Raw genomic sequence first — 24,368 nt, 5'->3', positions numbered from 1 at the left:
ATTGTTAATTTTTTATTTTTAAACCTGAAAAACAAAAAATTCAGATTCATGAAATTCGTTGCAGATGTTATGCTTGGCAAACTTGCAAGATGGTTAAGATTAATTGGATATGACACGATTTATGATCCAAATCTTTCGGCAAAGGAACTTGTAAAGATTGCAAATGAAGAAGGACGGATCTTTATCACGCGAAGCAGGAGAATTGCTGAAGAACTTGGTGCTAAAAATTTCTATATCGTGAAGTCAGAGAGGTTTAAAGAGCAGTTAACTGAGATCGTAAGGGAATTAAATCTTGACACGGAAACAAACTTGTTTTCGCGCTGTTCAATTTGCAACACCGAAATTGTTGAGGTTGAAAAATCAAGCGTGATGAACCTTATCCCTGAGGAAACCGCGAAATCATTTGATGAGTTTTATCAATGTCCAAAGTGTGGGAAAATTTATTGGGATGGTTCACATACAACAAGAATTCTTAAACTTTTGAAAGAAATCAAAAATGAATGAAATCGGAACGAGAACTTGGCGAATAATTGACATAATAAACTGGGGAACAAATTACTTTAAGCAAAAAGGAATTGATGAAGCAAGATTAACGATTGAGCTTTTGCTTTGTCATGTCCTTAAATGCAAACGGGTTGATCTATATGTAAATTTTGATAAGCCATTGACCAAAGGCGAACTTGAGATTTTAAGAGAATTGATAAAAAGGAGATTAAAAAAAGAGCCGATCCAATACATCATTGGTAAGACTGAATTTATGGGACTTGAGTTTAAGCTTACGAACGCTGTTTTCATACCGAGACCTGAAACCGAAATTCTTGTTGAAAGGGTGATTGAAACTGTGAAGGAAAATTTCAAAGACAAAGGGAAAATTAACATACTTGATATAGGGACGGGGAGTGGGAACATTGCTATAAGCTTGGCGAAGTTTCTCGGCGACAGAGTTGATGTAGTTGGTATTGATGTAAGCGACGAAGCAATTGAAATAGCAACGGAGAATGCGAATTTGAATAAAGTTAATAATGTAAAATTTGTTCGGTTTGATTTGTTTGATGAAAATTTCGTTTACGAGTTCAAAGGTCAATTTGACATAGTTGTATCAAATCCTCCTTATATTTCGCTTGATGAGGTGGAAAAATTACAAGATGAGATAAAAATTTTTGAACCAAGAATTGCGATTACAGATGGGGCGGATGGTTTAAGTTTTTATGATAGAATTGCAAAATCTGGAAGAGAGATCGTTCGCGATGTTGGGTTTATATTTGTAGAGATGGCATATGGTCAGTTTGAGCATGTGAGAAAAATTTTTATTGAGAGGGGTTATGAACAAGTTGAGGTTTTTAAAGATTATCTTGGGATTGAAAGAGTTGCAAAAATAAAAGTTGAAAAAACATGAGAGCGCTTGTTCAAAGGGTAGTTCGCGGAAGCGTTACAATTGATGGAGTAATTCACAGTCAAATTGGGAAAGGAATGGTGATTTTGCTTGGCGTTAAAAATGGGGACACTGAGGAAGATGCGAAATACCTTGCGAACAAATGTGCAAACTTGAGAATTTTTGATGATGAGAACAGGAGGATGAACTTATCTATCAAGGACATAAACGGCGAAGCGCTCGTTGTATCTCAGTTTACTCTTTACGGAGACACAAGATATGGAAACAGACCAGATTTCACACAAGCATCAAAGGCCGAAGAAGCAGAAATTTTATATAATAAATTCGTTGAATACCTGAAGCAAGCAATTGGTGAAGAAAAGGTTAAAACAGGGGTTTTCAAAGCAATGATGATAGTTGAGATAATAAACGATGGTCCTGTGACATTGCTGGTTGAAAGTAAAGAGAGATGAAATCATTATTTCTTTTTGAAGACGATGGTCAACGGCACACCTACAAATCCAAAATGTTGGCGAATTTTGTTTTCAAGAAATCTTTTATAATGTTCTGGAATATCGTCTGGAAAGTTTGCAAAAAATGCAAATACTGGAGGGGATGTTTTAACTTGCGTTACATATTTGATTTTTATTTCCTTGCCAGAAACAGCAGGTGGTGGAGTTTCTTTAACAATCGGAAATAAAACTTTGTTAAGTTCGCTCGTTTTTATTCTTTTGTTTCTTTCTTCGTATACAATTTTCGCAAGGTCAAGAACTTTGAAGATTCTTTGTTTTGTCTTGGCAGAAATGAAGATAATTGGGACATAGTCAAAAACTTTTAATCTTTCTCTAAGAGCGTGTTCGTATTCAAGGGCAGTATTTGAATTTTTTTCGACGAGATCCCATTTATTTACGGCAATTATAATTCCTTTTTTTAGTTCTGCGGCTTCCCCGATAATTCTCAGATCTTGTCTTTCAAGTCCACAGGTTGCATCAAGCATGACGACTGCGACATCGCATCTTTCAATTGCTTTCAAAGCCCTTATGGCGCTGTAAAATTCTATGCTTTCTTTAATTTTACTTTTTTTCCTCAATCCAGCGGTATCTATCAGTATGAATTCGGAATCATTATATTTAAAAGCGGTATCAATGGAATCGCGTGTTGTTCCTGGGATATCAGTTACGATAATTCTATTTTCACCTATGACGGCATTTACAAAGGATGATTTCCCAACATTTGGTTGTCCAACTATTGCAACTTTTATTTGGTTTTTGTTTTCTTCTTCTTGCCCATTTGATTCTACAAAATCTTTAACAACTTCGTCAAGAAAATCACCGACTTTTCTACCGTGCATAGCGGAGATTGGGAACGGGTCACCAAGACCAAGTTCATAAAACTGGGAAGATAGAATTTCAAGTTTTTCGTTATCAATTTTATTTACAGCAAGGATTACTTTTTTCTTCGTTTGTCTTAAAATTTTTGCAATTTCAATATCAATCGGGGTTACGCCAGATAGCGCATCAACTAAAAAAATAATAACATCTGCTTCATCAATTGCGATTTGTACTTGTTCTCTTATGGCTGATTCAAATATATCATCCGAATCTGGGACATAACCACCTGTGTCTATGATGGTAAATTTTTTCCCGTTCCATTCGGCGGTGCCGTAGTGTCTATCCCGTGTAACGCCACTTTTAGGGTCAACAATAGCGTCTCTTTCGCCGATTATCCTATTAAAAAGGGTTGATTTGCCGACATTTGGTCTTCCTACGATCGCAACTATGTTCTTTCCCATTTTCCCAATTTTCAGTTTTAATTGATTAGCCTATTTAAAATTAACAAAGAGATGTTTGATAAGCAAAGATGCCTGAATTGTTTTTTTATAATGGTTTTGCTAAATTTAAACACATCTGATTCAAAACAAAAACAGGGAGAAGATGCTTGCTGTTGTAAAAATCGGAGGACATCAGTATAAGGTAAAGGAGAATGATAAGATTTTCGTTCAAAAACTTGAAGCCGAACCTGGAAGCAAGGTTAAATTTGAAACTGTCTTGCTCCTCCAAGATGAAGGGAAGACTTATGTTGGTAACCCGTATATAACGGGAGCATTTGTTGAGGCAACTATCCTTGACCATGTGAAGGGAGAAAAGATAATTGTTTTCAAAAAGAAACGACGCAAGGGCTATAAAGTAACAAAAGGACATCGTCAAAATTACACTCAAATTGAGATAAATAAAATTTCATTTGAGAGTTAATGCCGAAAGTTGATGTTAAGAAAATAATTCAGGAGCTCATAGTCCCGGAGCTTCAAGAGATTAAGTCAAGTGTTAACGAGTTGAAGACAAAATTTGATTCAGAGATCAAGCGTCTTGATGAAAAGATTGACTTAGTTAAAAATGAGTTAAAATCAGAAATTAATGGACTTAAAGTTGAGCTCAAGCGACTTGCTGCACTTGAATCAAAAGTTGCAAGTTTGATAAAATAAAAAAACAAAAAGGAGGTGAATTAATATGGCACATAAAAAAGGTGGAGGTTCCTCACAGAACGGGAGAGATAGTAATTCCAAACGACTTGGTGTAAAAAAATTCGGTGGTGAGTTCGTAAGAGCAGGAAATATAATTGTCAGGCAGAGAGGAACCAAATTTAAACCTGGATTGAATGTTGGGATGGGCAAAGATTATACTCTATTTGCTAAAATTGATGGAATTGTAAAATTTGAATATCTAACAAAGGATAAGCAGATCGTTAGCGTTTATCCGGTTGACGGTGTGAGCAATTAGCACCTTTAAAATAAACTAGGAGGGTTATTGAAATGAAAATCACAATAGTAGGAGCTGGAAATGTAGGTGCAACGACTGCACAAAAAATTGTTGATAATGAACTTGCAAATGAAGTTGTGCTTGTTGATATTGTTGAGGGAATTCCTCAGGGCAAAGGACTTGATATGTATGAATCAACACCAATAATGGGTGTTGATGTAAAAGTTATTGGAACAAATGGATATGAAGAAACAGCTAACTCCGACATTGTTATAATCACTGCCGGCGTTGCCAGAAAGCCTGGAATGAGCAGGGAAGATCTCTTGAACACAAATTTTGGAATTGTTAAGGAAGCAACATTAAAATCAATTGAGAAATCGCCAAACGCAATTATAATAGTGGTTACAAATCCACTTGATGTAATGGCTTATACAGCATGGAAAGTAAGTGGTTTTGAAAGGCACAGGGTGATCGGAATGGCTGGTGTCCTTGATACTGCAAGGTTTAGGACATTTATAGCGATGGAATTAAATGTATCAGTTGAAGATGTTTACGCATTTGTCCTCGGTGGGCATGGTGATGATATGGTTCCGCTTGTTAGATATACTACTGTTGCTGGGATTCCAATTTCTGAATTGTTGCCAAAGGAAAAGATTGATCAGCTTGTCAAGAGAACACGCGAAGGTGGAGCGGAAATCGTAAGTTATTTAAAAACTGGAAGCGCTTATTATGCACCAGCTGCAGCAATAGTTGAAATGGTTGAGTCAATAGTTAAAGACAAGAAGCGAATTCTCCCGTGTTCAGTTTTACTCCAAGGCGAGTATGAATTAAATGATGTTTTTGTTGGTGTTCCTGTTAAACTTGGTAGGAAAGGAGTTGAAGAAATTATTGAGTTAAAGCTCACTGATGAGGAAAAACAGGCACTTCACGCTTCAGCTTCAAGAGTGAAAAAGATCATTGATTCACTTAAGTTTGATTAAGAAAAAATTTAGCGGGCAATTAAGCCCGCTTTTTTATTTTTAAAAACTAATTTAAAGGGGGAAATTATGAAGAAAATAAACTTGATGATATCAATTTTGGTTTTGCTAACTTTTTCTTTCTGGGGTTGCAAGAAAGAAACAACCGCTCCAATTGAAACAATCCCATCAAATCTTTTCCCACTAAGAGTTGGAAACGTATGGTATTACTCTGGCTATGAAATTGACACCGCTGGAGCTAAAATTTCTGGGACTGATTTCACTTCATCAACAACGATAGTTAGACAAGAGCAATTTCAAGGTAAAAATTCTTTTGTTGTTATTGACTCATTTAAATATGCAGATAGAAGAGTGGAAATTGATACGCTTTTCGTTTATTTTGAAGGCAACTATCTTTATGCATGGATTGATTTAAGTGTTCCAGATATCAGATTTACATATAAACGCTGGGTTCCATTTATAAAAACGGGCGGGAATTTGAATGAACCTTATACTATTTTAAACCTTGACACGACTATTATGGTTAGCTTCCAAGGTCAACAACTACCACTAAATATAAAAGCAAATATAACGGGAAACATAAGTAAAAAAGAGGAGGTTCAAACTCCTGCTGGTAAATTTGTTTCATATAAATTTGAAGCGATTATGACAAGTTCAGTAAGTGTTGGGGGAGTTGTAGTTCAAACTTCCAGCTCAAGAGATTATATTTGGCTTTCTCCTGGGATCGGTCCTATAAAACATGAGACACCTGCATCAGGAAATGAAAGAGGGGTAAGACGTGAACTTACAGGTTATAGGGTAAGTTAAAAAATTAAAAACCCCGGGAAGACCCGGGGTTTTTTGTTTTAGAAGCTGATCCTTGTTCCAAGTTGAACTTGTCTTGGTGCGCCTGCGGTTGTTGGCTTACCGAACAGCGCCGATCTCATATTACCAACATAGCTTCCAAAGTTCGTCCAGTTGAAAACATTGAAAGCTTCAACCATAAGTGTCAATGTAACACCACGATATGAAAAGTCCTTTGAGAGGCGCAAGTTGAAGTTTCTTTCGGCAAATACATATTTTGCAATGAATCTTTGACCTGGGACTCTCCCGGCATTTCTTCCTAAACCAGCTGGATAATCATTACCTAAAACTCCGTCTCTGTTGTCATCGTTTCCTGTGATAACCAAGTAAGGTCTTCCAGTTGCAAAAGTTCCCCATCCACTTAATTTAAAGCCGAAAGGCAGGCCAATTATACCGTTTATTGAAATTCTATGCCTTTCATCAAGCGTTGAGAAAGCTTTGGTTAACATATTCGGATTCGTGTAGTTTGTATAGCCATAGTATATGGTGTTATCAAATTCGTCATATGTCCATGACACTGTGTAAGCGATGTTTAGACCAAACGATCCAGGTTTGTATGGTTTATCTAATGTGAAATAAATCGCATCATACCAGGAATTCCCAGCATCTGTCCAAACCTGAATCGGTCCATACTTAGTTGTTAAATTATTTCTCCAGTTCGCATTGTAAGTTGTTATTCCATTATATCCTCTAACACCAGTGTAGCTTATACTTGTTACTACATCTCCGAATCTTTGACGCAAGCCAATGCTGAACTGAATAGTCATTGGAGGTTTCAAATCATTCGGAATAAGGAATATCTCAGGTGAAGGAACTCTACCTCTTGCAATCAGAGTCAAGAGGCTATCTCTATTGTAATATTTGTCATCCCAAGGTACTGGTGGAAAATCAATGTAATATACTTTCCAAGTGTATCGCAATATTTCATCAGAGGCAACATTCCAAACATGTCTGTCGTAGTATACCCCAGCGCCACCAAAAATTACCGTTTTACCTTCTTTGCTAATGTCATATGAAATTCCAAATCTTGGTTGAAATGCTTTCAAATATGGTTTTCTATCTTTGCCTGATGAGAAGTATTTGGGGCCGAAAAATCCAATCAAATCTCTCCTAATTGTGTCTGGAACAGCAAAATCATTATTAATCATATTTGACTCATAATCCCATCTTATTCCGATATTCAAGGTCAAATATGGTGTGACATTCCAGTCGTCTTGGAGATACAAGCCTATTTGAGTGTTCCATTTTTCAACTGTTGGAATACCTACTCCAACTCTCGCTTGATATGGAGTAGCATCGGCATCGGTTCGGAAATAGAAAATTGGATGCAGGAAAAGTTTTTGGTTTGCTTCGTATCTTAATCTTTGAATAGATATCCCAGCTTTTATCACATGATTACCAGTTGTATATGTTATGTCGTTATAAAACGCATATCTGTCTTGAAACCAATTTTGTGGAGCATGAGAGAAGGCACCTATAAGTGCGCTTGGGTAAACTCTCCCTGGCGTCGGGAATGGGGATATATTTGCAATTTCCCAATTGTAGCGTTGGAAATTAACTCTCGCTTCGTTCATTAAGTTTGGTGAGATTATGAACTGATGTTTCAAAACATAGTTGTAAACCCTATTATAGAAAATTCTACCTCTTTCATATGCAGATAAACCACCAACTCCAATGATATCTCTATCAAATCTTCCGTAATAGGTGAAATCAAAATAATGGTTAATTGCTGGTTGGAATGTCAATCTTGCTAATCCGACATGTCCAGCAAAGGGTACTTTGAAGGTTCCGCGATATTGAGCAAAGCGTTCACCAGTTACAACAGTTGCGAACTTGTCAATAGATGTCCTCTCATAAGAGACGAAGAAATGAAGTTTGTCTCTTACAATTGGTCCACCTAAACTAACACCTGTTTGGAAACGTTTGAAATTAGGCTTGGTTGTTTCAAAAGGTCCTCTGGTATTTAACGACTTATCGCGATATGTAACGAAAGCTGTCCCATGGAATTCATTTGTTCCTGTTTTTGATACTGCTGTTATAACACCGCCTGCAGCTTTTGCATATTCTGCTTTGTAAAGCTGGGTTATAGCTCTTGCTTCTTTCACAGCATCAAGTGGGAACGGGTTTCCTGCGCTTAAAAACTGTCCTGCGAGTCCACCTTCAACAATTTCGTTTTTGAACTCTGTTCCTTCAAAGTAAAATCCAATCCAAGTTGGTTGTAACGAACCACTTCCGAAAGTCGCACCGATTGGTTTCAAGCCTGGAACAAGAGCAGTAAGTTCCAAGAAATTGCGTGTGTTGATTGGTAACTCAGATATTTGTTGAGGTCTTAATGGTGTTGAAAGTTCTGTCTTTTTGACCTCATATTCTCTTGCTTCAGCAACTACTACAACTTCTTCTACTTGAATTTCTTTTGGGACGAGAGAGAAATTAACCGTAACTCTTTCACCAACTCCTAATTCAACTATCTTCGTCTGTTTCCCATAAGCAACATGGAGGGCGCTAATTTCGTAAGTTCCTGGCGGCACAGATAAGATATTATAAATCCCTGCGGCAGTTGTTATAGCACCTCTAATGAAGCCAGTTTCAACATTCTTCGCTATAACCTCAACATCTGGAATCGGTTTGCCCTCATTATCAACGATTTTCCCTGTAACAGATGCTGTGTAAGTCCCACTACCTTGAGCGAAAATAAGGTAGGAAAAAAACAGAATCAAAGCGACTAAAGTTGTAAAAGTTCGCATAGTAGTAAACGGATTTTGTTTTTATGTTATCATCTTCAAAGTAAGTTATTTACGTTGAAAAATCAAGCAAAAAATCCTTGATCAAAGATGATTAAAAAAATTTAATTTTTGCTAAACATTCAAAAAATAAAAAGGTCGCCGGGAGGCAGCGGCGACCGTAGGTCAATTAGGAGGGAGGGCATCATGCGCTGGCTAATTCAAGAAGATGTGTCCATCTTCTGTCAACTTCTTTCTGAATTTCTTCTATGAGATGTTGATTTTCAGGTTTGAAAAGATGTGAAAATCTACCTTGACTTTTCAGCCACTCAACAACTGGTTTTTTCTCCCTTGGCTTGTAGTTTATTTTGTATTTCCCATTTTCAACTTCATAAAGTGGCCAAACACAAGTTTCTACAGCAAGTTTGGCTATTTCAATTCCTTTCTCCGCCGGGTATCGCCATCCAAGCGTGCATGGTGCAAGTATGTTTATAAATTTAGGTCCCCTGATATTTAATGCCTTTTCAATTTTCATATTTAAATCTTTCCAGTTATGAACCGATGCTTGAGCTACATATGGGATATTGTGTGCAGCCATTATCTGAGTTAGATCCTTTGGAAATTGTTTCTTGCCGAACTCAACCGAACCCACAGGTGTTGTTGAAGTTTGAGCACCAAATGGAGTTGCGCTTGAGCGTTGGATTCCGGTATTCATGTATGCTTCATTGTTGTAGCAAATGTAAAGAATATCGTGTCCTCTTTCAACCATTCCAGAAAGAGCTTGGAAACCGATATCGTAAGTTCCACCATCTCCAGCGAAGGCTATGACCTTTATATCGTCACTTACTTTTCCTTTTCTTTTTAGAACTTTATATGCAGATTCAACGCCACTCATAACGGCAGCGACATTTTCAAATGCAACATGGATGTATGGAACAGTCCAAGCGGTGTAAGGAAATATAGTTGAAACAACCTCCATACAACCAGTAGCAAAACCAACAACACACGGATAATTAACCGAAAGGGTCACTTGTCTTAATGCAACTGCTGGTAAACAGCCAGCACATGCTCTATGTCCTGCTGTAAATTTCGCTTCTCTTTGTGCAAGTTCTTTTAAGTTAGCCATTTCTCAATTCATAACTTAATTTTTGATCTTGAATTTTGGTTTTCGCTCTGGATAATCCTCTTCACCGCGAACTCCAATATAGCGTGGAAGGTTTGGAACCTCGCCTGAAATTTTAATTCTTTCAAGTTCTCCAAATATCTTCTCAATATCTTTCGGGGTCACATCTCTTCCGCCAAGTCCGTAAATGTAATCTACAATTGGAAGATTTGAAAGTTTTGTACCTTGTAGAGTTGCTTTTACATCAAGGCAAACAGGACCGCAAGTGGCTCCGAAAGCAATGGATCTATCCATAACTCCGACCACAAGCGCATTTGATAGAAATTCCTTTATCTCTTCCCTTGGAAATGGTCTGTAAACTCGTATCTTTAATCCTCCAACTTTCATACCTTTTAATCTCAATTCGTCAATTACTTCCTTTATCGTCCCAGCAGTTGAACCAAGCGATATCAAAACAATTTCAGCGTCATCAATTTCATAGGGTTCAACATATCTATATCTTCTTCCGCTGATTTTGTAGTATTCCTCATCTATTTCTTTTATAAGTTTGTAAGCGTTTTCCATCGCCTCGGCTTGTGCTCTCTTATGTTCAAAGTAGTAATCCTGCAGATCAAGCGGGCCGACGGTTATTGGATTTTTAATGTCAAGAAGTTTATATTTTGGATCATATTCACCAACGAAGTTTTTAACCACATCGTCATCAAGAACCTCAACCCTTTCCATAGTATGGCTTATTATGAAACCATCCATCGTTATCATGACAGGTAGAAGGATATCTGGATGTTCTGCAATTCTTATTGCTATGATCGTGTTGTCATATACTTCCTGAGCGTTTTCGGAGAAAATTTGAATCCAGCCTGAGTCCCTCGCTCCCATCGTGTCGGAGTGATCGCCGTGAATGTTTATAGGTGCGCTAAGAGCTCTGTTTATCACAGGCATAACTATTGGCAACCTTAGGCCAGCTGCGATGTAAAGAATTTCCCACATCAAAGCTAGCCCTTGAGCGCTGGTTGCCGTCATTGCTCTTGCTCCTGCTGCGCTTGCCCCAACCGTTGCACTTAGTGCACTATGTTCTGACTCAACAAGGACCATCTCTGTATCAACAAGACCATCAGCGACAAACTCCGCAAATTTGTGCATCAACTCCGTTTGAGGTGTGATTGGATAAGCAGCGACAACATCAGGGTTAATTTGTCTCATTGCTTCAGCAGCAGCTTCATTTCCTGTCAAAGCCATTATTTTCATTTTTTACCTCCATAAAAAATTTTTTTGATTAATCGTGTTCAAGAACCATTGTTATTGCTTTGCTTTTATCTGGACAAACTTCCGCACATATTCCGCAACCTTTACAATGATCATAGTCAAATCCAACGAGTTTTCCGTCTTGAACTATAATTGAATTATCAGGGCAATAAATCCAACAGATTAAACAATCATTGCATTTTGATTTATCAAGTATTGGTTTAAATGTTCTCCAAGATCCAGTTTTGTATCTTATTGCGTTTCCCGGCTCATCAATCACTGCTCCGACGGGCAGTTCAAACCATTTTTTTAGTTCGCTCATTCTCCTTTTACCTCCTCAAATGCTTTTTTTATTGCTTGAATATTTCCTTCTACGAGCTTGTCGTTAAATTTTTTTCTGAACTTTTTAATTAGGTTTTTCAACAATGTGTCAAGGTCAAGCACACCTGTGACTTTTATTAAGGCACCAAGCATTACGGTATTTGGAATAGGTCTTCCTATCGTGTCAAGGGCGATCTTTGTTGCGTTTACGGTGTAAATCTTTCCCTTTTTTATTCCGAACATCTTGCGAATTTGTTCAGGGCTTTTTTCTGTGTTTATTATTAAAATTCCATCGTCAGGCATTCCTTCAGTCACATCAATTGCCTCAAGCAAAGTTTGATCGAGCACAACAACGACTTGTGGATTTTCAATTCCACTGTGAATCCTTATCGGTTTGTCATCAATTCTTGTAAAACCTTTCACTGGGGCGCCCATCCTTTCCGGTCCATATTCGGGGAAACCTTGGGCATATTTCCCTTCTTCTATTGCGGTTTCTGCAAATAACATTGCTGCTGTTTTCGCTCCTTGTCCTCCGCGACCGTGCCATCTTATTTCAAGCATCGCTGAAAAACCTCTGCCTTCAATTTTGTTTTTAAGAATAAGTGAATAAAAAATCGTGCCAAAAATAATGAATTGTAAATCAATCACTTTTAAAGTCGGTGGGGTTTAAATTTGTCTCAAAAAATTCAAGTAGTGGCAAAAGTGAAACATAAATCGGGTGAAAAACGAATTTGAAAGCTGGAATGGGTAAGCAAAAGCGAGCAAATTTTGATTAAGTTATTGAAGCGAGCGCAGGAGTTCAAAGTATTTTTTTATCAATGTCTCATAATCTCTGTGGTAATTCTCGCGAATTGAATTGAGGAGATCTTGGAAGATTTTTTCTTTGTCTTCGTCAAATTTCAATTCCGCTGGGCTTTGTCTTGTGATGTTTTGTCCCGGTCTTGATTCACGCTGTTTCTCAAAATCACGCTCATGAATTGAACGCTGTGCATCAAGGAGTCGGGAAAGTATTCTATCCTGTTTTCTCAAAGTTTCCTCGTTAAGGTTTCCTGATTCAAGGTCGCTTACAACTTCTTTCATTTCTTCTGCGATTTTGTTTAAGTCCCCAAGTATTCTGCTTCTATTTCCGGAAAGTTCTGCTTCTTTCATTAGTTCTTGTAGCGATTTCCGAATAAGTTCCTGTTGAGCTGCTAATCTTGCCATTTCGGCTTGTTGTTGGAGCGAGAGTTGTTGCATTAATTCTTGTGTAGCTTGATTTAAGCCAAGTTGTTGCATCGCAAGTTGATTTAATTGCTGTAATAAGAATTGTAATCCGCCGCCAGTTCCACCTTGCATCAGCGCTTGCATTGCATTTCCCAGTTGAATTATCGCTTTGTTAAGTGAAGTCATTGCTTCGCTTTGAAATCTTGATGAGTTTGAATTATCTCTTGAAGAGAGAGATTCAATTGCCTTGTGCATGTTCATCAATGCGGAACCAATTTCGCGCCCCATGTCGGGAGTTATAGCGAAGGTCTTTTGGGAAAGTTCAATCATCTCTGCTGTTACGGAGTTAAGCCCAGTGAGCAAATCCATTTGTCGGCGCGCGAGATCCCGAAGCTTCGGAGAGCCAGGTGAAGAAGTTTGGGTTTCTCGTTTTATTTCTTCTTGATCTTTTGAGAGATTAAGTAAGTCATTTTGAATTTTCTGCATCTTTGAAATTATTTGATGTTGTTGATTTTGCATCAGTTGTTGTTGGAGTGATTGTAAATCACTTTGCATTTGCATTAATCCTTGCGAAAGCTCAAATTGCATTTGCGTTGCTTCTTTTAAACTCCCCGACATTATTCTTTCCCCCGCCTTTTCAAATTTTTCACCAAACTTTCTTTCTTTGATTTCATTTAAAATCTTTTCAAGGGAATCAATAGGCATTTCGTTCCTAAACTCGTTCATCCTCTCTTTTAAGCTCTGGAGGTTTTCCTCAATCTTTTCTATTTCTTTGCTTAGTTCTTTTTGCTCATCGCTTAACTGTTTAAGTTGGGATTTATTTTCCGGGTTCGTCTGTGCTGTTCTTTTTCTTAATTCTTCTTGCTTTTCAATTAACTGTTCCGTCTGTCTCAAAATCTCGTTTAACTTTTGTTCAACTTGAATTCTCTTGAGAAGGTTCAAAGTTCTCTCTATGCTTCTTCTGAAGTTTTCCTCTGAAAATTGAAATTTCTCAAGTGCTTGTCTTATCATATCTGGGCTTAAATTTTGCATAGCTTGTTCAAATCTTTTCATCAGTTCCCTGAGCTCGGGTATGTCAAGCTGATTTAGCAACTGTTGAAGTTCAAGGTATTTTTCAAGCGTTTCAGGAGAGAGCAATCTGTTTTCTTCCATTCTTTGAATTAAATCTTGAAGTTTCTGCCCCGTTTCTTTTATTTTCTTTTGAAGTTCTTCATATTGTTTTGCGATGTTTTGGATTTGTTGTTGTCTTTGCCAATCGGCTTTGAAAGTGCCTTTTTTCAAATCCTTTTCTATTTCGTCCATTTCTCTTCTTAACTTCTTTGCCATCTCAAAAACTTCCTTCATATCCTGGTAAACTTCAGTATGAGATTGCTCAACTTGCGCTAAGATCTCGTGTAAAGATGGAAATCTGATTGTGTAAATTTCTGTCTTCGTTGCTTTAGGACCGCTTACGATGTCATTATCAAATACCTCAAGGTAGAAACTCACGACATCATCTGGTGCAAGCTCAAGTTCAGATAAATCCCAAACATACAGGACCTCTTGCTCGCTCTTGTTTTTGTTAATCGGTATTTCAATGAATTTAAACTCATCCCAAGCTTTTACATATCTTGAGAAGCTCAATCTATATGCAAGTCGCAGCTTCGTAAAACCAAAGTCATCACTTATCTTTGCCAATATCCCAACTTGCATATCCCTTGATATATCAATGCTTTTTTCTGGTCTCAATATCTGGACCTTTGGATATTCGTCTTGAATTATGTTTACTTTGTATTCAACGGGTTGGTCATTTTTTAAGCCGTCCTTGCTCTTAAGTTCAATGTAGTATGTCCCGCTTCGGAATAATTTGACATTTCCTGTTGCGTTTGTTCCAGAAACATTGAGGTTTGTTGTGAAACCGTCGTTAAAGACAATTTTCGCAGAATCAAGCGATTTGTTTGATAAAATTTCAAACTTTGCGATCGTCCCAGTTATTGCAGTGATATCTCCGATGTTATCCTCAAGATAAACTGGCGCAAGCCCTGTATATGATGGATAGGAAAGTTGAACTTTTAAAAGTTTAACGATCGGTCGCTCAATGACCTCAATTTTGAATTTTTCCGTTTCCAATTCTTTGACCTTAACAAAATACTTGATTGGTGTTCTCACATTGTAAAGTTCATATTCAAATTTACCAGCTGAAATTGCGTCGGATTTGATTTTTTTGCTCTCAAAATTTTTCACGCCTTCTTGCGCAAGGTAAAGTTCTATTTCTGACGGATTGGGAAGGGATGGTTTCTGTGGGATTGTGTGAATTTTTATCTTGACATTTGAACCTTTTGCGATTGTTGTATCGCCGGGCTCAACTTTGACAATGTAATCCCTCGGTTTTAGAAATTTTTCGTCGTAGTTTAGAATTCTAACAAACGAGTTTCTGAAATCAGGTAAAAGCGTAAGAACTAAGACAAGAATCCCCAGAATTGAAAGCGATGTTAGAATTTTTCTATTTGATTTTGAAGTGTCAACTTTATCCCAATCAATTTTCAAGATATCTTCGGCAAGTTGTGCAAACGCTGAGTCAATTAATTCGGTTGAATATATAACATTTGAAGCGAGTTTTTGTTCGTAAATTTGTAGTGCGTTGACAAGTTTATCTCCAACCTCTGGATGTTTTATCCATACGAGTTTCGCAAGTTCAATGTCATTTTTTGATCTTATTAATCCAAAAAGTTTTAATATCGGTGGCAGGACATAGAAGGAAAAACTTAACACAAAAGCAAAGCCAAGGGAATAGAAGATAAATTTTCTAATCAGCGAATCAAAGTAAAATTCCATTTCAATTATGCCGATCAGGGCTAAAACAATTACAGCAACCGCAAGCCATTGGGAAAATTTTATCTTTGCCTCTTCAAGATCAAGGGATTTTCTTAAGCGCTCAAGCTTTGATTTTATCTTTAAATAAATTTCGCTCATTTTTGTGTGAAGATTAATTTGTCAAAGCCCAAACAACTATATTTGTCCCAAATTTTAGTGCTTCTTGTCTTTTTTCCTCTGGGTCGTGATGAACCTCTGGGTCAGCCCAACCGTCGCTCGGATTTGATTCATAGGTGTAAAGCACGACGAGTCGTCCGTTATGAAAGATACCAAAGGCTTGTGGCGGTTTATTGTCGTGTTCGTGAGTTTTCGGCGTTCCATTTGGGAAATTGAAATAGCAATTAAAAAGCCCATAAGAAAATGGTAATTCAACGAGTTCTTTATCGGGGAAAACTTTCTTTATTTCTCTTCTGAATGATTTATCCATTCCGTAATCGTCATCAGCGTAAAGAAATCCACCATTTTCAAGATATGTTCTTAACCTTTTTGCTTCGTCTTCGTTGAAGGTTATATTTCCATGCCCTGTCATAAACAAGAAAGGATAAGAGAAAATGTTATCGCTTGAAATGTCAACGAACTCGTAAACTGGGATAACATCAATGTTGGTGTTTTCTTTTATAAATTTCAAAAGATTTATTTCAGCGGACGGATCGTTATACCAATCTCCACCGCCCCGATATTTTAGGCGTCCAATTTTAAATGCGCTTTTCGGCTGATATGCTTCTTGCGCTTTTGAATACCGATTTACTTCACAAAGCGTTAAAAGAAAAGCGAGTAAAAAAATTACGACAATTTGTGCGACTCTATCTTTCATCTCGGGGAATTCTCTTATTTTATGTTTCAAAGAAAATTTAGAAAAGTTTATTGGAATTGTCAAATAAACGAAGCAAATGCTGGCATATTTTATGGATCTCATCTCAAAGTTATCAACGGGAAGCGGAGACAAACATAGAATTTGATGTCCTAAAGAAAATAACGGTAATTCTTGCTGTTGCTGTGGATAGGGGATTTGAACCAGGATGGCATGTGTATAATAGGTTTAATGCTTCAAACTTTTCAAGTGGTGTTTATTATTGTGTTATGAGAGCAGGAAAGTTTGTGGATGTGAAGAAGACGATGTTGATGAAGTAAATTTTTATAGATCTGCTTGTTAATGTGTTTAACTATGTGCTGAATCGTTCAGAAATATCTTCAATTTTTCTTCGTAATTTGTGAGAACGAAGTTTTGAAAATTATTTGGATGCGCTTTTGAGACATAGGGTCTGCACCTAAACATCAAATCTCTTTCTTCATTTGTTAAGTGTGGATATCTCTTTTGCCAAATTTTTTCCCATTTGTTCATTAAAAACAAGTCAAAGTCATCAAGCGAGCTTGTATTTTTGTTAAATGAGATTTCAACAAGTTTTTCTAAAATAAGTTTTGAAACTGGAAATCGCTTTGAAATCAAGTTTGGTAATTGAGCTGGAACGAAATTTGGAACGAAGTTTTTTATCCAAGAATTCGCTTCAAGAAATTTCAAGTAAAGATCAAAATTAAATATCGGCTTGATAGAAGCAATTTCAATAGCGGTGAATATGTTCTTGTCTTCAATTTCAAGGTGGTCATCGGTGATGAAATAATTTAAACAGAAAAACTTTTTGCTGTTGAAAAGGAAGATCTTTTTAAATGCTATCAACGCGCTTCTTGTCATCCATAAGCGTCTGGGTTTTGTTATTATGAAAAAGTCAATGTCTGTGTGAATTGTGACATTCCATTTCGCAAGGGAGCCAGAGATAAAAATTCCTCTTACAAATGGAAATCTTTTCATTAGATGAGCCATAAGTTGTGCGATTTTCCAAAACTTTGATGCAAGTTTTTCGCCGTGGTATCTGTTTAGTATCCAGTTTTTGTCATTTTCAATCAGGTAGAAGTTCTCTATCTCAAAAATTTTGCCAATATCTTTTAGTTCGTTCGCTTCCTTTTTAAGATCATCAATCGCACAGCGTTGGAAAAGTAGGTATCTGTGAAGCTCATCTATTTTTAGTGGATGTTTGAAAATTGAAAAATAAGTCAGCGTTTTGATTATGCTTTTTTGAATTTCTGTCATTTTGCTTGATTATTGTTTTGAGAGAAATTCCTTCAAATTTTGTGCGACCGTCTTGCCAAGAATTTTTTCAAGTTCTTCAACTGGTGCTTGTTTAATTCCTTCAATTGATCCAAATTTTGAAAGCAGAAGTTTCGCTCTTTTTTCGCCAATTCCTTTAACTTCAAGAAGCTGGGTTGAGAAAGTGCGTTTTGCCCTGACTTCCCGATGGAATGTAATTGCGAAGCGATGAGCTTCATTTCTTATTCTTTGAAGCAGATGTAAAGCAGGGGATGACTTGGGTAATGACTGCGGAAGGTCAATGTTCGGAAAGTAAATTTCTTCAAATTTTTTTGCAAGCGCTATTATCGGTTGATTTTTAATCCCAAGTTTTTCAAGTGATTTAATTGCTGATGATAGTTGACCTTTGCCACCATCAATTACAATTAAATCGGGCATTTTTCCACCTTCGTTCAGAAGCCGTGAATATCTTCTTTCAATTACTTCTTCCATGCTTGCGAAATCATCTGGCTTGCCTGATACGCTTCTTATTTTAAACTTTCTATATTCACTTTTCTTGGGTTTCCCATTTTCAAAGACGACCACGGACGCAACGATGTCTGAACCTTGAATGTTTGAGATATCAAAACATTCAATTCGTTTAGGCAATCTATCAAGGTGCAATTCTTTTTGCAAAGACCTCAAAACATTGGGAGCGAATTCTTCTTTAGATTTCATCTTTTGAATTCTGTATTCGTCAAGGTGATACTTTGCGTTGACCTTGCACATTGAAATAAGTCGCGATTCATCCTCGTTTTCTGGTGTTTTTAACTTTACATTTGATTTCTTTCTCTCGGAGAGCCATTTCTCTATTGAGTGAGGATCTTCAATCTGCTGTGGGATCAAAATTTCCGATGGGATATATTCAGAGTTTAGGTAATACTGAGTTAGCAGTGTTTCAAGTATTTCTTTCTCTTCTTTGTAAGCAACTCCCGTCATGAAAAATTGCTGGCTACCGATAAGTTTCCCATCTCTAACTTTAAACAACACTCCGCAGGCGTCTTCATCTTCATAAGCGACTGCAAAGATATCTCTGTCAATTGGTTCAACGCTCACAACGCTTTGTTTTGCTGTGTAAATTTCAAGTGCTTTAATTTTATCTCTTAAAATTGCTGCTTCCTCAAATTTTAACTCCTCTGCAAGTTTTTCCATCTGTTTTTTCAAAGATTCAACAAGGTCGTCAATTTTTCCGTTAAGAAGTTGAACGACTTGATCTATCATTTTATTGTATTCTTCTTTTGAGACAAGACCTTCGCATGGACCGCCGCATTTTTTTATGTGATAGTCAAGGCAAACTTTAATTTTTTTCTTTTGAATCGCATCATCGTCAATATGGTATTTACAACTTCGCACCATGAAAATGTCTCTTATGAGCTTCAATGTTTGTTTTAGTGAATAAGCGTCAGTATATGGACCGAAATAGCGCGAGCCGTCCATTTTTATTTTTCTTGTTGAAAAGACGCGCGGGAATGGTTCGTTAGTTACGACGATGTATGGGAAACTTTTATCATCTTTCAAACTTACATTGTATCGTGGTTTGAGCTTCTTTATCAAGTTTGCTTCAAGAATTAAGGCTTCCACTTCAGAAGGTGTGACTATAACATCAACATCGTGGATCTTTGAAACGAGCGCTGAAAGTTTAGGATTAAATGGCTGTGACTTAACGAAATAACTTTTCACTCTGTTTTTTAAGTTTTTCGCCTTGCCTACATAGATTACTTTTCCGTTAGCATCTTTAAATTGATAAACGCCTGGAAGTTGTGGGAGATTTTGGATTTTTATTTCAAGTTCGTTTGTTCTCATCTTTGTTTTCCGACATCTCCTGTGTTAGTTCAACCAGTACACCGTTTACAGATTTCGGATGAATAAATGCTATCAAACAATTGTTTGCGCCGTATCTTGGGGTTGAATCAACGAGTTGAAAGTTTTTTTCTTTGACTCTTTCAAGCTCTTTTTCAATATCATCAACTTCAAAAGCTATGTGGTGGATTCCCTCGCCTCTTTTTTCAATAAATTTTGCAACTGGTGAATCAGGTGATGTCGGTTCTGTTAGTTCAATCCTTGATTCTCCGACTTTAAAGATCGCCACTCGGACTTTTTGTTCTTCAACTGTTTCAATGTGATAATTTTCAATCCCAGTAAGTTTTGAGAATGTGCTTATTGCCTCTTCAAGATTTTTAACTGCGATTGCGACATGTGATATTTTTTTAATCATTTTTCCTGCTCCTTTAGTTTTTGTATTCTGACTTTTTTGATTCTTCTGCTTTCAACTTTTTCAATTGTGAAACGGAGGTTTTCATAATTTATAACATCTTTTTCCTTTGGAATCTTCCCAGTTATATCAAGTATGAATCCACCGATGGTGTCGTAGTCGCTTTTCGTTGTTTCCAAATTTATTCCAAGAAGTTCGTTTACTTCTTCAATTGTAAGTCCAGCATCAAGTAGAAATTCATTTTCGCTTATCTTTTCAAAGTGTTTTTCTTCGGTTTTTTCTCTTTCTATCTCTCCGAAAATTTCAGTTATAATGTCCTGCAATGTCACAAGTCCTGCGGTTCCGCCGAATTCATCAACGACTATGGCTATGTGCATTTTTTTCTGTTTGAATTCTTGAAGTAGTGTTTCCAGCTTCATTGTCTCTGGGACGAAGATCGGTTCCCTTAGAAACTTTTTTATATCAAATTTTTTTCGTGCGGTTTTGTTTCTTATGAATTGAATTATATCTTTTGCGTAAAGTATTCCAACTATGTTGTCAATTTGTTCTTGATACACTGGGAGGCGTGAGAAGCCGGATTCCTTTATAGTTTTGATTATCTGGTTCAGGTCAGTGTTAATTTCTATTGAGACCATATCAACTCTTGATGTCATCACATCTTTGACTGTTTTTGTCGGGAATTGAAGCAGGTTTTTTATTATTTCCTCTTCCTCTTTTCTTATGATTCCGTATTTTCCTCCGAGTTCAATTAGAGGTTTTATTTCTTCAATCAGTAGGTTTGATTTTGAAACTGGAATTTTTCGCTTGAATGCGTTTGTGATGATTAAGAAGATCTCAACGAGTGGATAGAAAAGTATTGAGAAGAAATTTATAACTGGTGAGACGATAAGCGCCACTTTTTCCGGGTTTTGCGCTGAAAATAATTTTGGAAAAATTTCCCCAAATAAAAGAACGAGGGTGGTTGTAAGTATTATGCTAACTGAGAGGGCGTATTCAGGATTTATGTTAAGTGCATAACTTAATCGTAATGTGAAGAGCGTTGAGAGAAGGGCAATTCCGATGTTTATAAAGTTATTTGAGATCAGAATTGTCACAAGAAGTCGTTGTGGATTTTCAAGGAGTTTTGCGGCGAGTTTATGAATTTTTGATTTGCTTTTGGCAAATTTTCTTATCGTTTCCGAAGGAAGAGAAAAAAGCGAAACTTCTGATGCGGATACGAGCCCTGAAAAGATCAATAACACCAGAACGGCAAGCAGAGAAGCAAGCGCATCGTAAATCATCATAAGGATCAAATGAGGGTTTTATTAAAATGGTAAGTCATCATCTTTTTGTGAAGTTTCATCATCGGATAAAATTTCAGGCGGAATAATAGAGCTTTTAAATTCATCGTTTGTTATATTTTCGGAAGTATCTTGTACTGCAGATGCCCTTTGTTGTGCTTGTAAACTTGAGTCAGAAGATGTTTTTGAATCAAGCAGAATTATATCATCAGCTACGATTTCTGTTACAGTTCGTCTTATTCCGTTTTTATCTTCGTAAGTTCTGCTTTGAATGCGACCTTCAACATAAACTCTGCTTCCTTTCTTTAATAAATCATTTGTCAATTCCGCGAGCTTTCTCCATACGACTATTGTATGCCATTCGGTTCGCTCTTGCAAGTTCCCGTCGGCATCACGCCATGTTTCATTTGTTGCAATTCTGAATGTAGCAACTGGGACACCGCTTGGGGTATATCTTAATTCTGGATCGGCGCCGAGATGTCCAATTAGCATAACTTTATTTAAACTTCGTGCCATGGCAAATTTTCTAAATTGTTTGAAATCTATGGCTTAAGATACTGAATAAATTGCTAATAAGCAAAAGCGGGTAATTTATAGTATTTTTCTGCGTATTCCCGGACCATTCTGTTCGTATTAAAAAAGTAAGTTATGGTTGCGATTGAATGCCTTATTCGCTTGATCCATTCTTTGGGAATTCCATTTGCATCACGATTGTAAAAGGTTGGTATAATTTCATTTTCAAGCGTTTGATATAGTGATTCTGCGTCAAGTTTATCTTGGATATTGGGGTCTTCAAGCGATTCATCTTTTCCTATAGCCCATCCGTTTTTTCCGTTATATGCTTCGCGCCACCATCCATCAAGTACGCTAAAATTGAGCCCGAAATTAAGAATTATTTTTTGCCCGCTTGTTCCGCTTGCCTCAAGAGGTCTTCTTGGATTATTCAGCCAAAGATCACAACCGGAGACGAGATATCTTGCTATGTTCATGTCGTAATTTTCAAGGAATATAACTTTGCCGTAAAATTCGGGTAATTTTGAGATCTGGACAATTTTTTGCAAGAATTCTTTTCCGGCGTCATCTCTTGGATGAGCTTTTCCTGAGAAAATTATTTGAATTGGTTTGTCTTTGTTGTTGAAAATTCTTTTCGCTCTTTCCATGTCATAAAAAATTAAAGGTGCTCTTTTGTATGTTGCGAATCTTCTTGAAAAACCGATCGTTAGTGCATCGGGTGACAGGATCGTGTTTATGTTAATTCTCGAGTCAAGTCCCATTCTTGAAAGTTGAGCGGAGATTTTTTCTCTAACAAATTCAATTAAGTTTCTTCTTAATTCGTATCTGATAGCCCATATTTCTTCATCAGTGATAAATTTCTCATCAAGGACGCTTTGCCATAGGTTAGGGTTTTCAATTTCTTCGTACCATTTTTCTCCGAGTTTTCGGCGCCAGAATTCAAAGGTAATTCTGTTAAGCCATGTTAATGTGTGTATTCCGTTAGTTATATGATCAATTGGTACATCTTTTTCGGATTTGCTTTTAAAAAGCGGTTGCCACATTTTTCTGCTCACAATTCCGTTAAGTTCGCTGACAGCGTTTGCGTTTCTTGATAATTTCAATGCGAGAACGGTCATACAGAATGGTTCTTGATCGTTGTCTGGATGGATTCTTCCATATGCGAGAAATTCTTTCATAGAAAATCCGAGTGATTTTATAAATTCGCTCAATGCATATTCTATTAGATCTGGTGTGAATCTATCGTGTCCAGCTGGGACAGGTGTGTGAGTTGTGAAGATACATTTTTCTTTTACTGCTCTTTCAGCTTCTTCTTTGGATTTACCTTTGTTGATTTCTTCTCGTAGAAGTTCAAGTGTTAGAAATGCGCTATGTCCTTCGTTTAGATGATATACGGATGGTTCAATGCCAAGTGCTTTTAAAAATCTAACTCCTCCGATGCCGAGAATGATTTCTTGAAAGATTCGTGTTGTTGAATCTCCGCCGTAAACTCTGCTTGTTATATCTCTGAAGTGAAAGTCATTTTCTGGGAGATTTGTGTCAAGTAGGTAAATTTTTGAAATTCCTACATTTATTTCCCAAGCTTGGACGGAAATTTCCGTGTGTGCGATGTTGAGTTTGATTTTTAATGGTTCGTTGTTTTTGTTTAGGACAAGTTTTATAGGTAGTAGGTTTGGTTGTACTGGATTATATTCTTCAATTTGCCATCCGTTTTCAGAAATTTTTTGATCAAAATATCCATGTCGGTAGAACAAGCTTATGCCGACGAAAGGCAATCCGATATCGCTTGCTGACTTTGCGTGGTCGCCTGATAGAATTCCGAGTCCTCCTGAGTAAATTGGTAAACATTCGTGAAGTCCGAACTCAGCTGTAAAGTAGGCAACAGGTTTGTTTATAAATTCTGGAAATTTTTCTTGTGAAAGTTTTTTTCTTGTGTTGAGATATTCTTTGAATTCGTTTAGTATATTCTCTACTTCTGTTAGGAAGTTTGGATTTGCTAATCTTGCTTTGAGTTCATCTTTTGAGATTGACTTTAAGGTTTGTATAGCATTGTGGTTTGAGGTTTTCCAAGTTAGGGGTGAGAGCGTTTCAAAAATTTTTTGAGCTTTTGGGTTGTAGGTCCACCATAAGTTGCAAGCGAGTTCATATAGTTCGTTGACGATTTCATTTATGCTCATAGTGTTGATGCGGTTGTTTGTATTTTGTTTTGGTAAAGCTTTACGAAAAATAAAAAAATGGTTTTATAAAAGCAATTTTGGTGTTCTGTGCGAAATTTGACTTTTTGATTTTTTTGATTTATATTTAAGGTTGCCTTTAGAGATGTTTTAGAGATTCAGGTTTGAGAAACTTGACAAAGACGAAAAAATTTATTATATTTATATTTGCCTGAAGTTTGAGAGTGTTCTTTGGAAAAGGGCGTGCACAGAGCTAAGGTCAGTTTAGCAGAGTTTCACCCTTGTGGCTCTATGAATTAGAGCCGCAGGACTCTCGGTTGTAAATTTTATTTACAACGGAGAGTTTGATGGTGGCTCAGGGCGAACGCTGGCGGCGTGCCTAACACATGCAAGTCAGGGACACGGTGTGTAGCAATACACATCGTGGACCGGCGCACGGGTGAGTAACGCGTAGGTAACCTACCCACAGGTTCGGGATAACACCGAGAAATCGGTGCTAATACCGGATGATGTCCCGGTGTCGCATGATGCTGGGATTAAAGGTGGCTCTTACAGGGGCTACCGCCTGTGGATGGGCCTGCGTCCTATCAGGTAGTTGGTGGGGTAATGGCCCACCAAGGCGATGATCGGTAGCCGGTCTGAGAGGACGGCCGGCCA

23 protein-coding genes and 1 rRNA gene are annotated in these 24,368 nt (G+C 37.2%); 10 read left to right on the top strand and 14 right to left on the bottom strand.

What is annotated here, in order from left to right:
- The first annotated feature begins 48 nt into the window (after nt 1–48).
- From NZ923_00120 to dtd, 3 genes are read left to right on the top strand one after another with little or no spacing between them, the layout of a single operon-like run.
- On the top strand, nt 49–504 hold the full coding sequence (locus tag NZ923_00120) for a Mut7-C RNAse domain-containing protein (GenBank protein ID MCS7228421.1): 456 nt from the start codon (nt 49–51) through the stop codon (nt 502–504).
- The gene (gene prmC, locus NZ923_00115) at nt 497–1,396 is read left to right on the top strand and encodes a peptide chain release factor N(5)-glutamine methyltransferase (GenBank protein ID MCS7228420.1); all 900 of its coding nucleotides are present in this window, start codon (nt 497–499) and stop codon (nt 1,394–1,396) included. The genes NZ923_00120 and prmC overlap by 8 nt, the downstream gene beginning before the upstream one ends.
- Nucleotides 1,393–1,845 carry a D-aminoacyl-tRNA deacylase gene (dtd, locus tag NZ923_00110; GenBank protein ID MCS7228419.1) on the top strand — a complete coding sequence of 151 codons (453 nt, stop codon included), beginning with the start codon at nt 1,393–1,395 and terminating at the stop codon, nt 1,843–1,845. Before prmC ends, dtd begins: the two co-directional genes overlap by 4 nt.
- Nucleotides 1,846–1,850: 5 nt before the next feature.
- Here the strand turns inward: dtd and der are convergent, their stop codons facing one another.
- Nucleotides 1,851–3,164: a ribosome biogenesis GTPase Der gene (gene der, locus NZ923_00105; protein MCS7228418.1), complete on the bottom strand. Its 1,314-nt coding sequence runs from the start codon at nt 3,162–3,164 to the stop codon at nt 1,851–1,853.
- A 142-nt stretch (nt 3,165–3,306) separates the two neighbouring features.
- Here der and rplU point away from each other — a divergent pair, with 142 nt between their 5' ends.
- The 5 genes from rplU (at nt 3,307) to NZ923_00080 (ending at nt 5,912) form a co-directional block, all read left to right on the top strand.
- Complete coding sequence (gene rplU / locus NZ923_00100; protein MCS7228417.1) at nt 3,307–3,624, top strand: 50S ribosomal protein L21; 318 nt, start codon at nt 3,307–3,309, stop codon at nt 3,622–3,624.
- Entirely contained in the window at nt 3,624–3,854 is a 231-nt protein-coding gene (locus tag NZ923_00095; GenBank protein ID MCS7228416.1) for a gp58-like family protein, read from the top strand. The genes rplU and NZ923_00095 overlap by 1 nt, the downstream gene beginning before the upstream one ends.
- A gap of 25 nt (nt 3,855–3,879) precedes the next feature.
- Nucleotides 3,880–4,149: a 50S ribosomal protein L27 gene (rpmA, locus tag NZ923_00090; GenBank protein MCS7228415.1), complete on the top strand. Its 270-nt coding sequence runs from the start codon at nt 3,880–3,882 to the stop codon at nt 4,147–4,149.
- Between the two features lie 32 nt (nt 4,150–4,181).
- The gene (mdh, locus tag NZ923_00085) at nt 4,182–5,108 is read left to right on the top strand and encodes a malate dehydrogenase (GenBank protein MCS7228414.1); all 927 of its coding nucleotides are present in this window, start codon (nt 4,182–4,184) and stop codon (nt 5,106–5,108) included.
- Nucleotides 5,109–5,174: 66 nt separating this feature from the next.
- Nucleotides 5,175–5,912 carry a hypothetical protein gene (locus NZ923_00080; GenBank protein MCS7228413.1) on the top strand — a complete coding sequence of 246 codons (738 nt, stop codon included), beginning with the start codon at nt 5,175–5,177 and terminating at the stop codon, nt 5,910–5,912.
- 38 nt (nt 5,913–5,950) lie between these two features.
- On the opposite strand, the gene NZ923_00075 is transcribed toward NZ923_00080, so the two are convergent.
- The 7 genes from NZ923_00075 to NZ923_00045 form a co-directional block, all read right to left on the bottom strand.
- Nucleotides 5,951–8,692 (bottom strand): TonB-dependent receptor, encoded by a 2,742-nt coding sequence (locus tag NZ923_00075; protein MCS7228412.1) that lies wholly within the window; start codon nt 8,690–8,692, stop codon nt 5,951–5,953.
- 181 nt (nt 8,693–8,873) lie between these two features.
- Nucleotides 8,874–9,794 (bottom strand): pyruvate synthase subunit PorB, encoded by a 921-nt coding sequence (gene porB / locus NZ923_00070; GenBank protein MCS7228411.1) that lies wholly within the window; start codon nt 9,792–9,794, stop codon nt 8,874–8,876.
- Between the two features lie 15 nt (nt 9,795–9,809).
- The gene (gene porA, locus NZ923_00065; protein ID MCS7228410.1) at nt 9,810–11,036 is read right to left on the bottom strand and encodes a pyruvate ferredoxin oxidoreductase; all 1,227 of its coding nucleotides are present in this window, start codon (nt 11,034–11,036) and stop codon (nt 9,810–9,812) included.
- A gap of 28 nt (nt 11,037–11,064) precedes the next feature.
- Entirely contained in the window at nt 11,065–11,355 is a 291-nt protein-coding gene (gene porD, locus NZ923_00060) for a pyruvate synthase subunit PorD (protein ID MCS7228409.1), read from the bottom strand.
- On the bottom strand, nt 11,352–11,915 hold the full coding sequence (locus tag NZ923_00055) for a 2-oxoacid:acceptor oxidoreductase family protein (protein ID MCS7228408.1): 564 nt from the start codon (nt 11,913–11,915) through the stop codon (nt 11,352–11,354). Before NZ923_00055 ends, porD begins: the two co-directional genes overlap by 4 nt.
- 216 nt (nt 11,916–12,131) lie before the next feature.
- Nucleotides 12,132–15,509 carry a hypothetical protein gene (locus NZ923_00050; GenBank protein MCS7228407.1) on the bottom strand — a complete coding sequence of 1,126 codons (3,378 nt, stop codon included), beginning with the start codon at nt 15,507–15,509 and terminating at the stop codon, nt 12,132–12,134.
- Nucleotides 15,510–15,522: 13 nt separating this feature from the next.
- On the bottom strand, nt 15,523–16,224 hold the full coding sequence (locus NZ923_00045) for a DUF4159 domain-containing protein (protein MCS7228406.1): 702 nt from the start codon (nt 16,222–16,224) through the stop codon (nt 15,523–15,525).
- A 56-nt stretch (nt 16,225–16,280) separates the two neighbouring features.
- Here NZ923_00045 and NZ923_00040 point away from each other — a divergent pair, with 56 nt between their 5' ends.
- Nucleotides 16,281–16,541 carry a hypothetical protein gene (locus NZ923_00040; GenBank protein ID MCS7228405.1) on the top strand — a complete coding sequence of 87 codons (261 nt, stop codon included), beginning with the start codon at nt 16,281–16,283 and terminating at the stop codon, nt 16,539–16,541.
- A gap of 28 nt (nt 16,542–16,569) precedes the next feature.
- Here the strand turns inward: NZ923_00040 and NZ923_00035 are convergent, their stop codons facing one another.
- The 6 genes from NZ923_00035 to glgP are packed head-to-tail and all read right to left on the bottom strand — an operon-like array spanning nt 16,570 to nt 23,714.
- Nucleotides 16,570–17,496, bottom strand: coding sequence for a hypothetical protein (locus NZ923_00035; protein MCS7228404.1), 927 nt, complete (start codon nt 17,494–17,496; stop codon nt 16,570–16,572).
- A gap of 9 nt (nt 17,497–17,505) precedes the next feature.
- Nucleotides 17,506–19,335, bottom strand: a complete 1,830-nt coding sequence (uvrC, locus tag NZ923_00030) for an excinuclease ABC subunit UvrC (GenBank protein ID MCS7228403.1) — start codon at nt 19,333–19,335, stop codon at nt 17,506–17,508.
- The gene (gene mce / locus NZ923_00025; GenBank protein MCS7228402.1) at nt 19,316–19,747 is read right to left on the bottom strand and encodes a methylmalonyl-CoA epimerase; all 432 of its coding nucleotides are present in this window, start codon (nt 19,745–19,747) and stop codon (nt 19,316–19,318) included. Before mce ends, uvrC begins: the two co-directional genes overlap by 20 nt.
- Nucleotides 19,744–21,027, bottom strand: a complete 1,284-nt coding sequence (locus NZ923_00020; protein MCS7228401.1) for a hemolysin family protein — start codon at nt 21,025–21,027, stop codon at nt 19,744–19,746. Before NZ923_00020 ends, mce begins: the two co-directional genes overlap by 4 nt.
- A gap of 21 nt (nt 21,028–21,048) precedes the next feature.
- Complete coding sequence (locus NZ923_00015) at nt 21,049–21,540, bottom strand: single-stranded DNA-binding protein (protein ID MCS7228400.1); 492 nt, start codon at nt 21,538–21,540, stop codon at nt 21,049–21,051.
- Between the two features lie 53 nt (nt 21,541–21,593).
- The gene (gene glgP / locus NZ923_00010; GenBank protein ID MCS7228399.1) at nt 21,594–23,714 is read right to left on the bottom strand and encodes an alpha-glucan family phosphorylase; all 2,121 of its coding nucleotides are present in this window, start codon (nt 23,712–23,714) and stop codon (nt 21,594–21,596) included.
- Between the two features lie 329 nt (nt 23,715–24,043).
- On the opposite strand from glgP, the gene NZ923_00005 reads away from it, so the two are divergent.
- A 16S ribosomal RNA gene (locus tag NZ923_00005) occupies nt 24,044–24,368 on the top strand; the annotation flags it as partial.

Origin of the sequence: Candidatus Kryptonium sp. (genome assembly GCA_025060635.1) — a bacterium.
Classification (GTDB): Bacteria; Bacteroidota; Ignavibacteria; order Kryptoniales; family Kryptoniaceae; genus Kryptonium.
Note: the sequence above shows the minus strand (reverse complement) of the source record. Positions and strands in the feature narration are given on the sequence as shown.

Excerpts from the sequence above, each read along its gene's own strand:
- NZ923_00120 (MCS7228421.1), top strand. The coding sequence starts at position 49 with ATGAAATTCGTTGCAGATGTTATGCTTGGCAAACTTGCAAGATGGTTA.
- rpmA (MCS7228415.1), top strand. The coding sequence starts at position 3,880 with ATGGCACATAAAAAAGGTGGAGGTTCCTCACAGAACGGGAGAGATAGT.
- NZ923_00020 (MCS7228401.1), bottom strand. The coding sequence starts at position 21,027 with ATGATGATTTACGATGCGCTTGCTTCTCTGCTTGCCGTTCTGGTGTTA.
- glgP (MCS7228399.1), bottom strand. The coding sequence starts at position 23,714 with ATGAGCATAAATGAAATCGTCAACGAACTATATGAACTCGCTTGCAAC.
- rplU (MCS7228417.1), top strand. The coding sequence starts at position 3,307 with ATGCTTGCTGTTGTAAAAATCGGAGGACATCAGTATAAGGTAAAGGAG.
- NZ923_00055 (MCS7228408.1), bottom strand. The coding sequence starts at position 11,915 with ATGCTTGAAATAAGATGGCACGGTCGCGGAGGACAAGGAGCGAAAACA.
- NZ923_00075 (MCS7228412.1), bottom strand. The coding sequence starts at position 8,692 with ATGCGAACTTTTACAACTTTAGTCGCTTTGATTCTGTTTTTTTCCTAC.
- NZ923_00035 (MCS7228404.1), bottom strand. The coding sequence starts at position 17,496 with ATGACAGAAATTCAAAAAAGCATAATCAAAACGCTGACTTATTTTTCA.
- porB (MCS7228411.1), bottom strand. The coding sequence starts at position 9,794 with ATGGCTAACTTAAAAGAACTTGCACAAAGAGAAGCGAAATTTACAGCA.
- uvrC (MCS7228403.1), bottom strand. The coding sequence starts at position 19,335 with ATGAGAACAAACGAACTTGAAATAAAAATCCAAAATCTCCCACAACTT.
- prmC (MCS7228420.1), top strand. The coding sequence starts at position 497 with ATGAATGAAATCGGAACGAGAACTTGGCGAATAATTGACATAATAAAC.
- porA (MCS7228410.1), bottom strand. The coding sequence starts at position 11,036 with ATGAAAATAATGGCTTTGACAGGAAATGAAGCTGCTGCTGAAGCAATG.
- NZ923_00080 (MCS7228413.1), top strand. The coding sequence starts at position 5,175 with ATGAAGAAAATAAACTTGATGATATCAATTTTGGTTTTGCTAACTTTT.
- NZ923_00050 (MCS7228407.1), bottom strand. The coding sequence starts at position 15,509 with ATGAGCGAAATTTATTTAAAGATAAAATCAAAGCTTGAGCGCTTAAGA.
- NZ923_00045 (MCS7228406.1), bottom strand. The coding sequence starts at position 16,224 with ATGAAAGATAGAGTCGCACAAATTGTCGTAATTTTTTTACTCGCTTTT.
- NZ923_00095 (MCS7228416.1), top strand. The coding sequence starts at position 3,624 with ATGCCGAAAGTTGATGTTAAGAAAATAATTCAGGAGCTCATAGTCCCG.
- mdh (MCS7228414.1), top strand. The coding sequence starts at position 4,182 with ATGAAAATCACAATAGTAGGAGCTGGAAATGTAGGTGCAACGACTGCA.
- der (MCS7228418.1), bottom strand. The coding sequence starts at position 3,164 with ATGGGAAAGAACATAGTTGCGATCGTAGGAAGACCAAATGTCGGCAAA.
- dtd (MCS7228419.1), top strand. The coding sequence starts at position 1,393 with ATGAGAGCGCTTGTTCAAAGGGTAGTTCGCGGAAGCGTTACAATTGAT.
- mce (MCS7228402.1), bottom strand. The coding sequence starts at position 19,747 with ATGATTAAAAAAATATCACATGTCGCAATCGCAGTTAAAAATCTTGAA.
- NZ923_00015 (MCS7228400.1), bottom strand. The coding sequence starts at position 21,540 with ATGGCACGAAGTTTAAATAAAGTTATGCTAATTGGACATCTCGGCGCC.
- porD (MCS7228409.1), bottom strand. The coding sequence starts at position 11,355 with ATGAGCGAACTAAAAAAATGGTTTGAACTGCCCGTCGGAGCAGTGATT.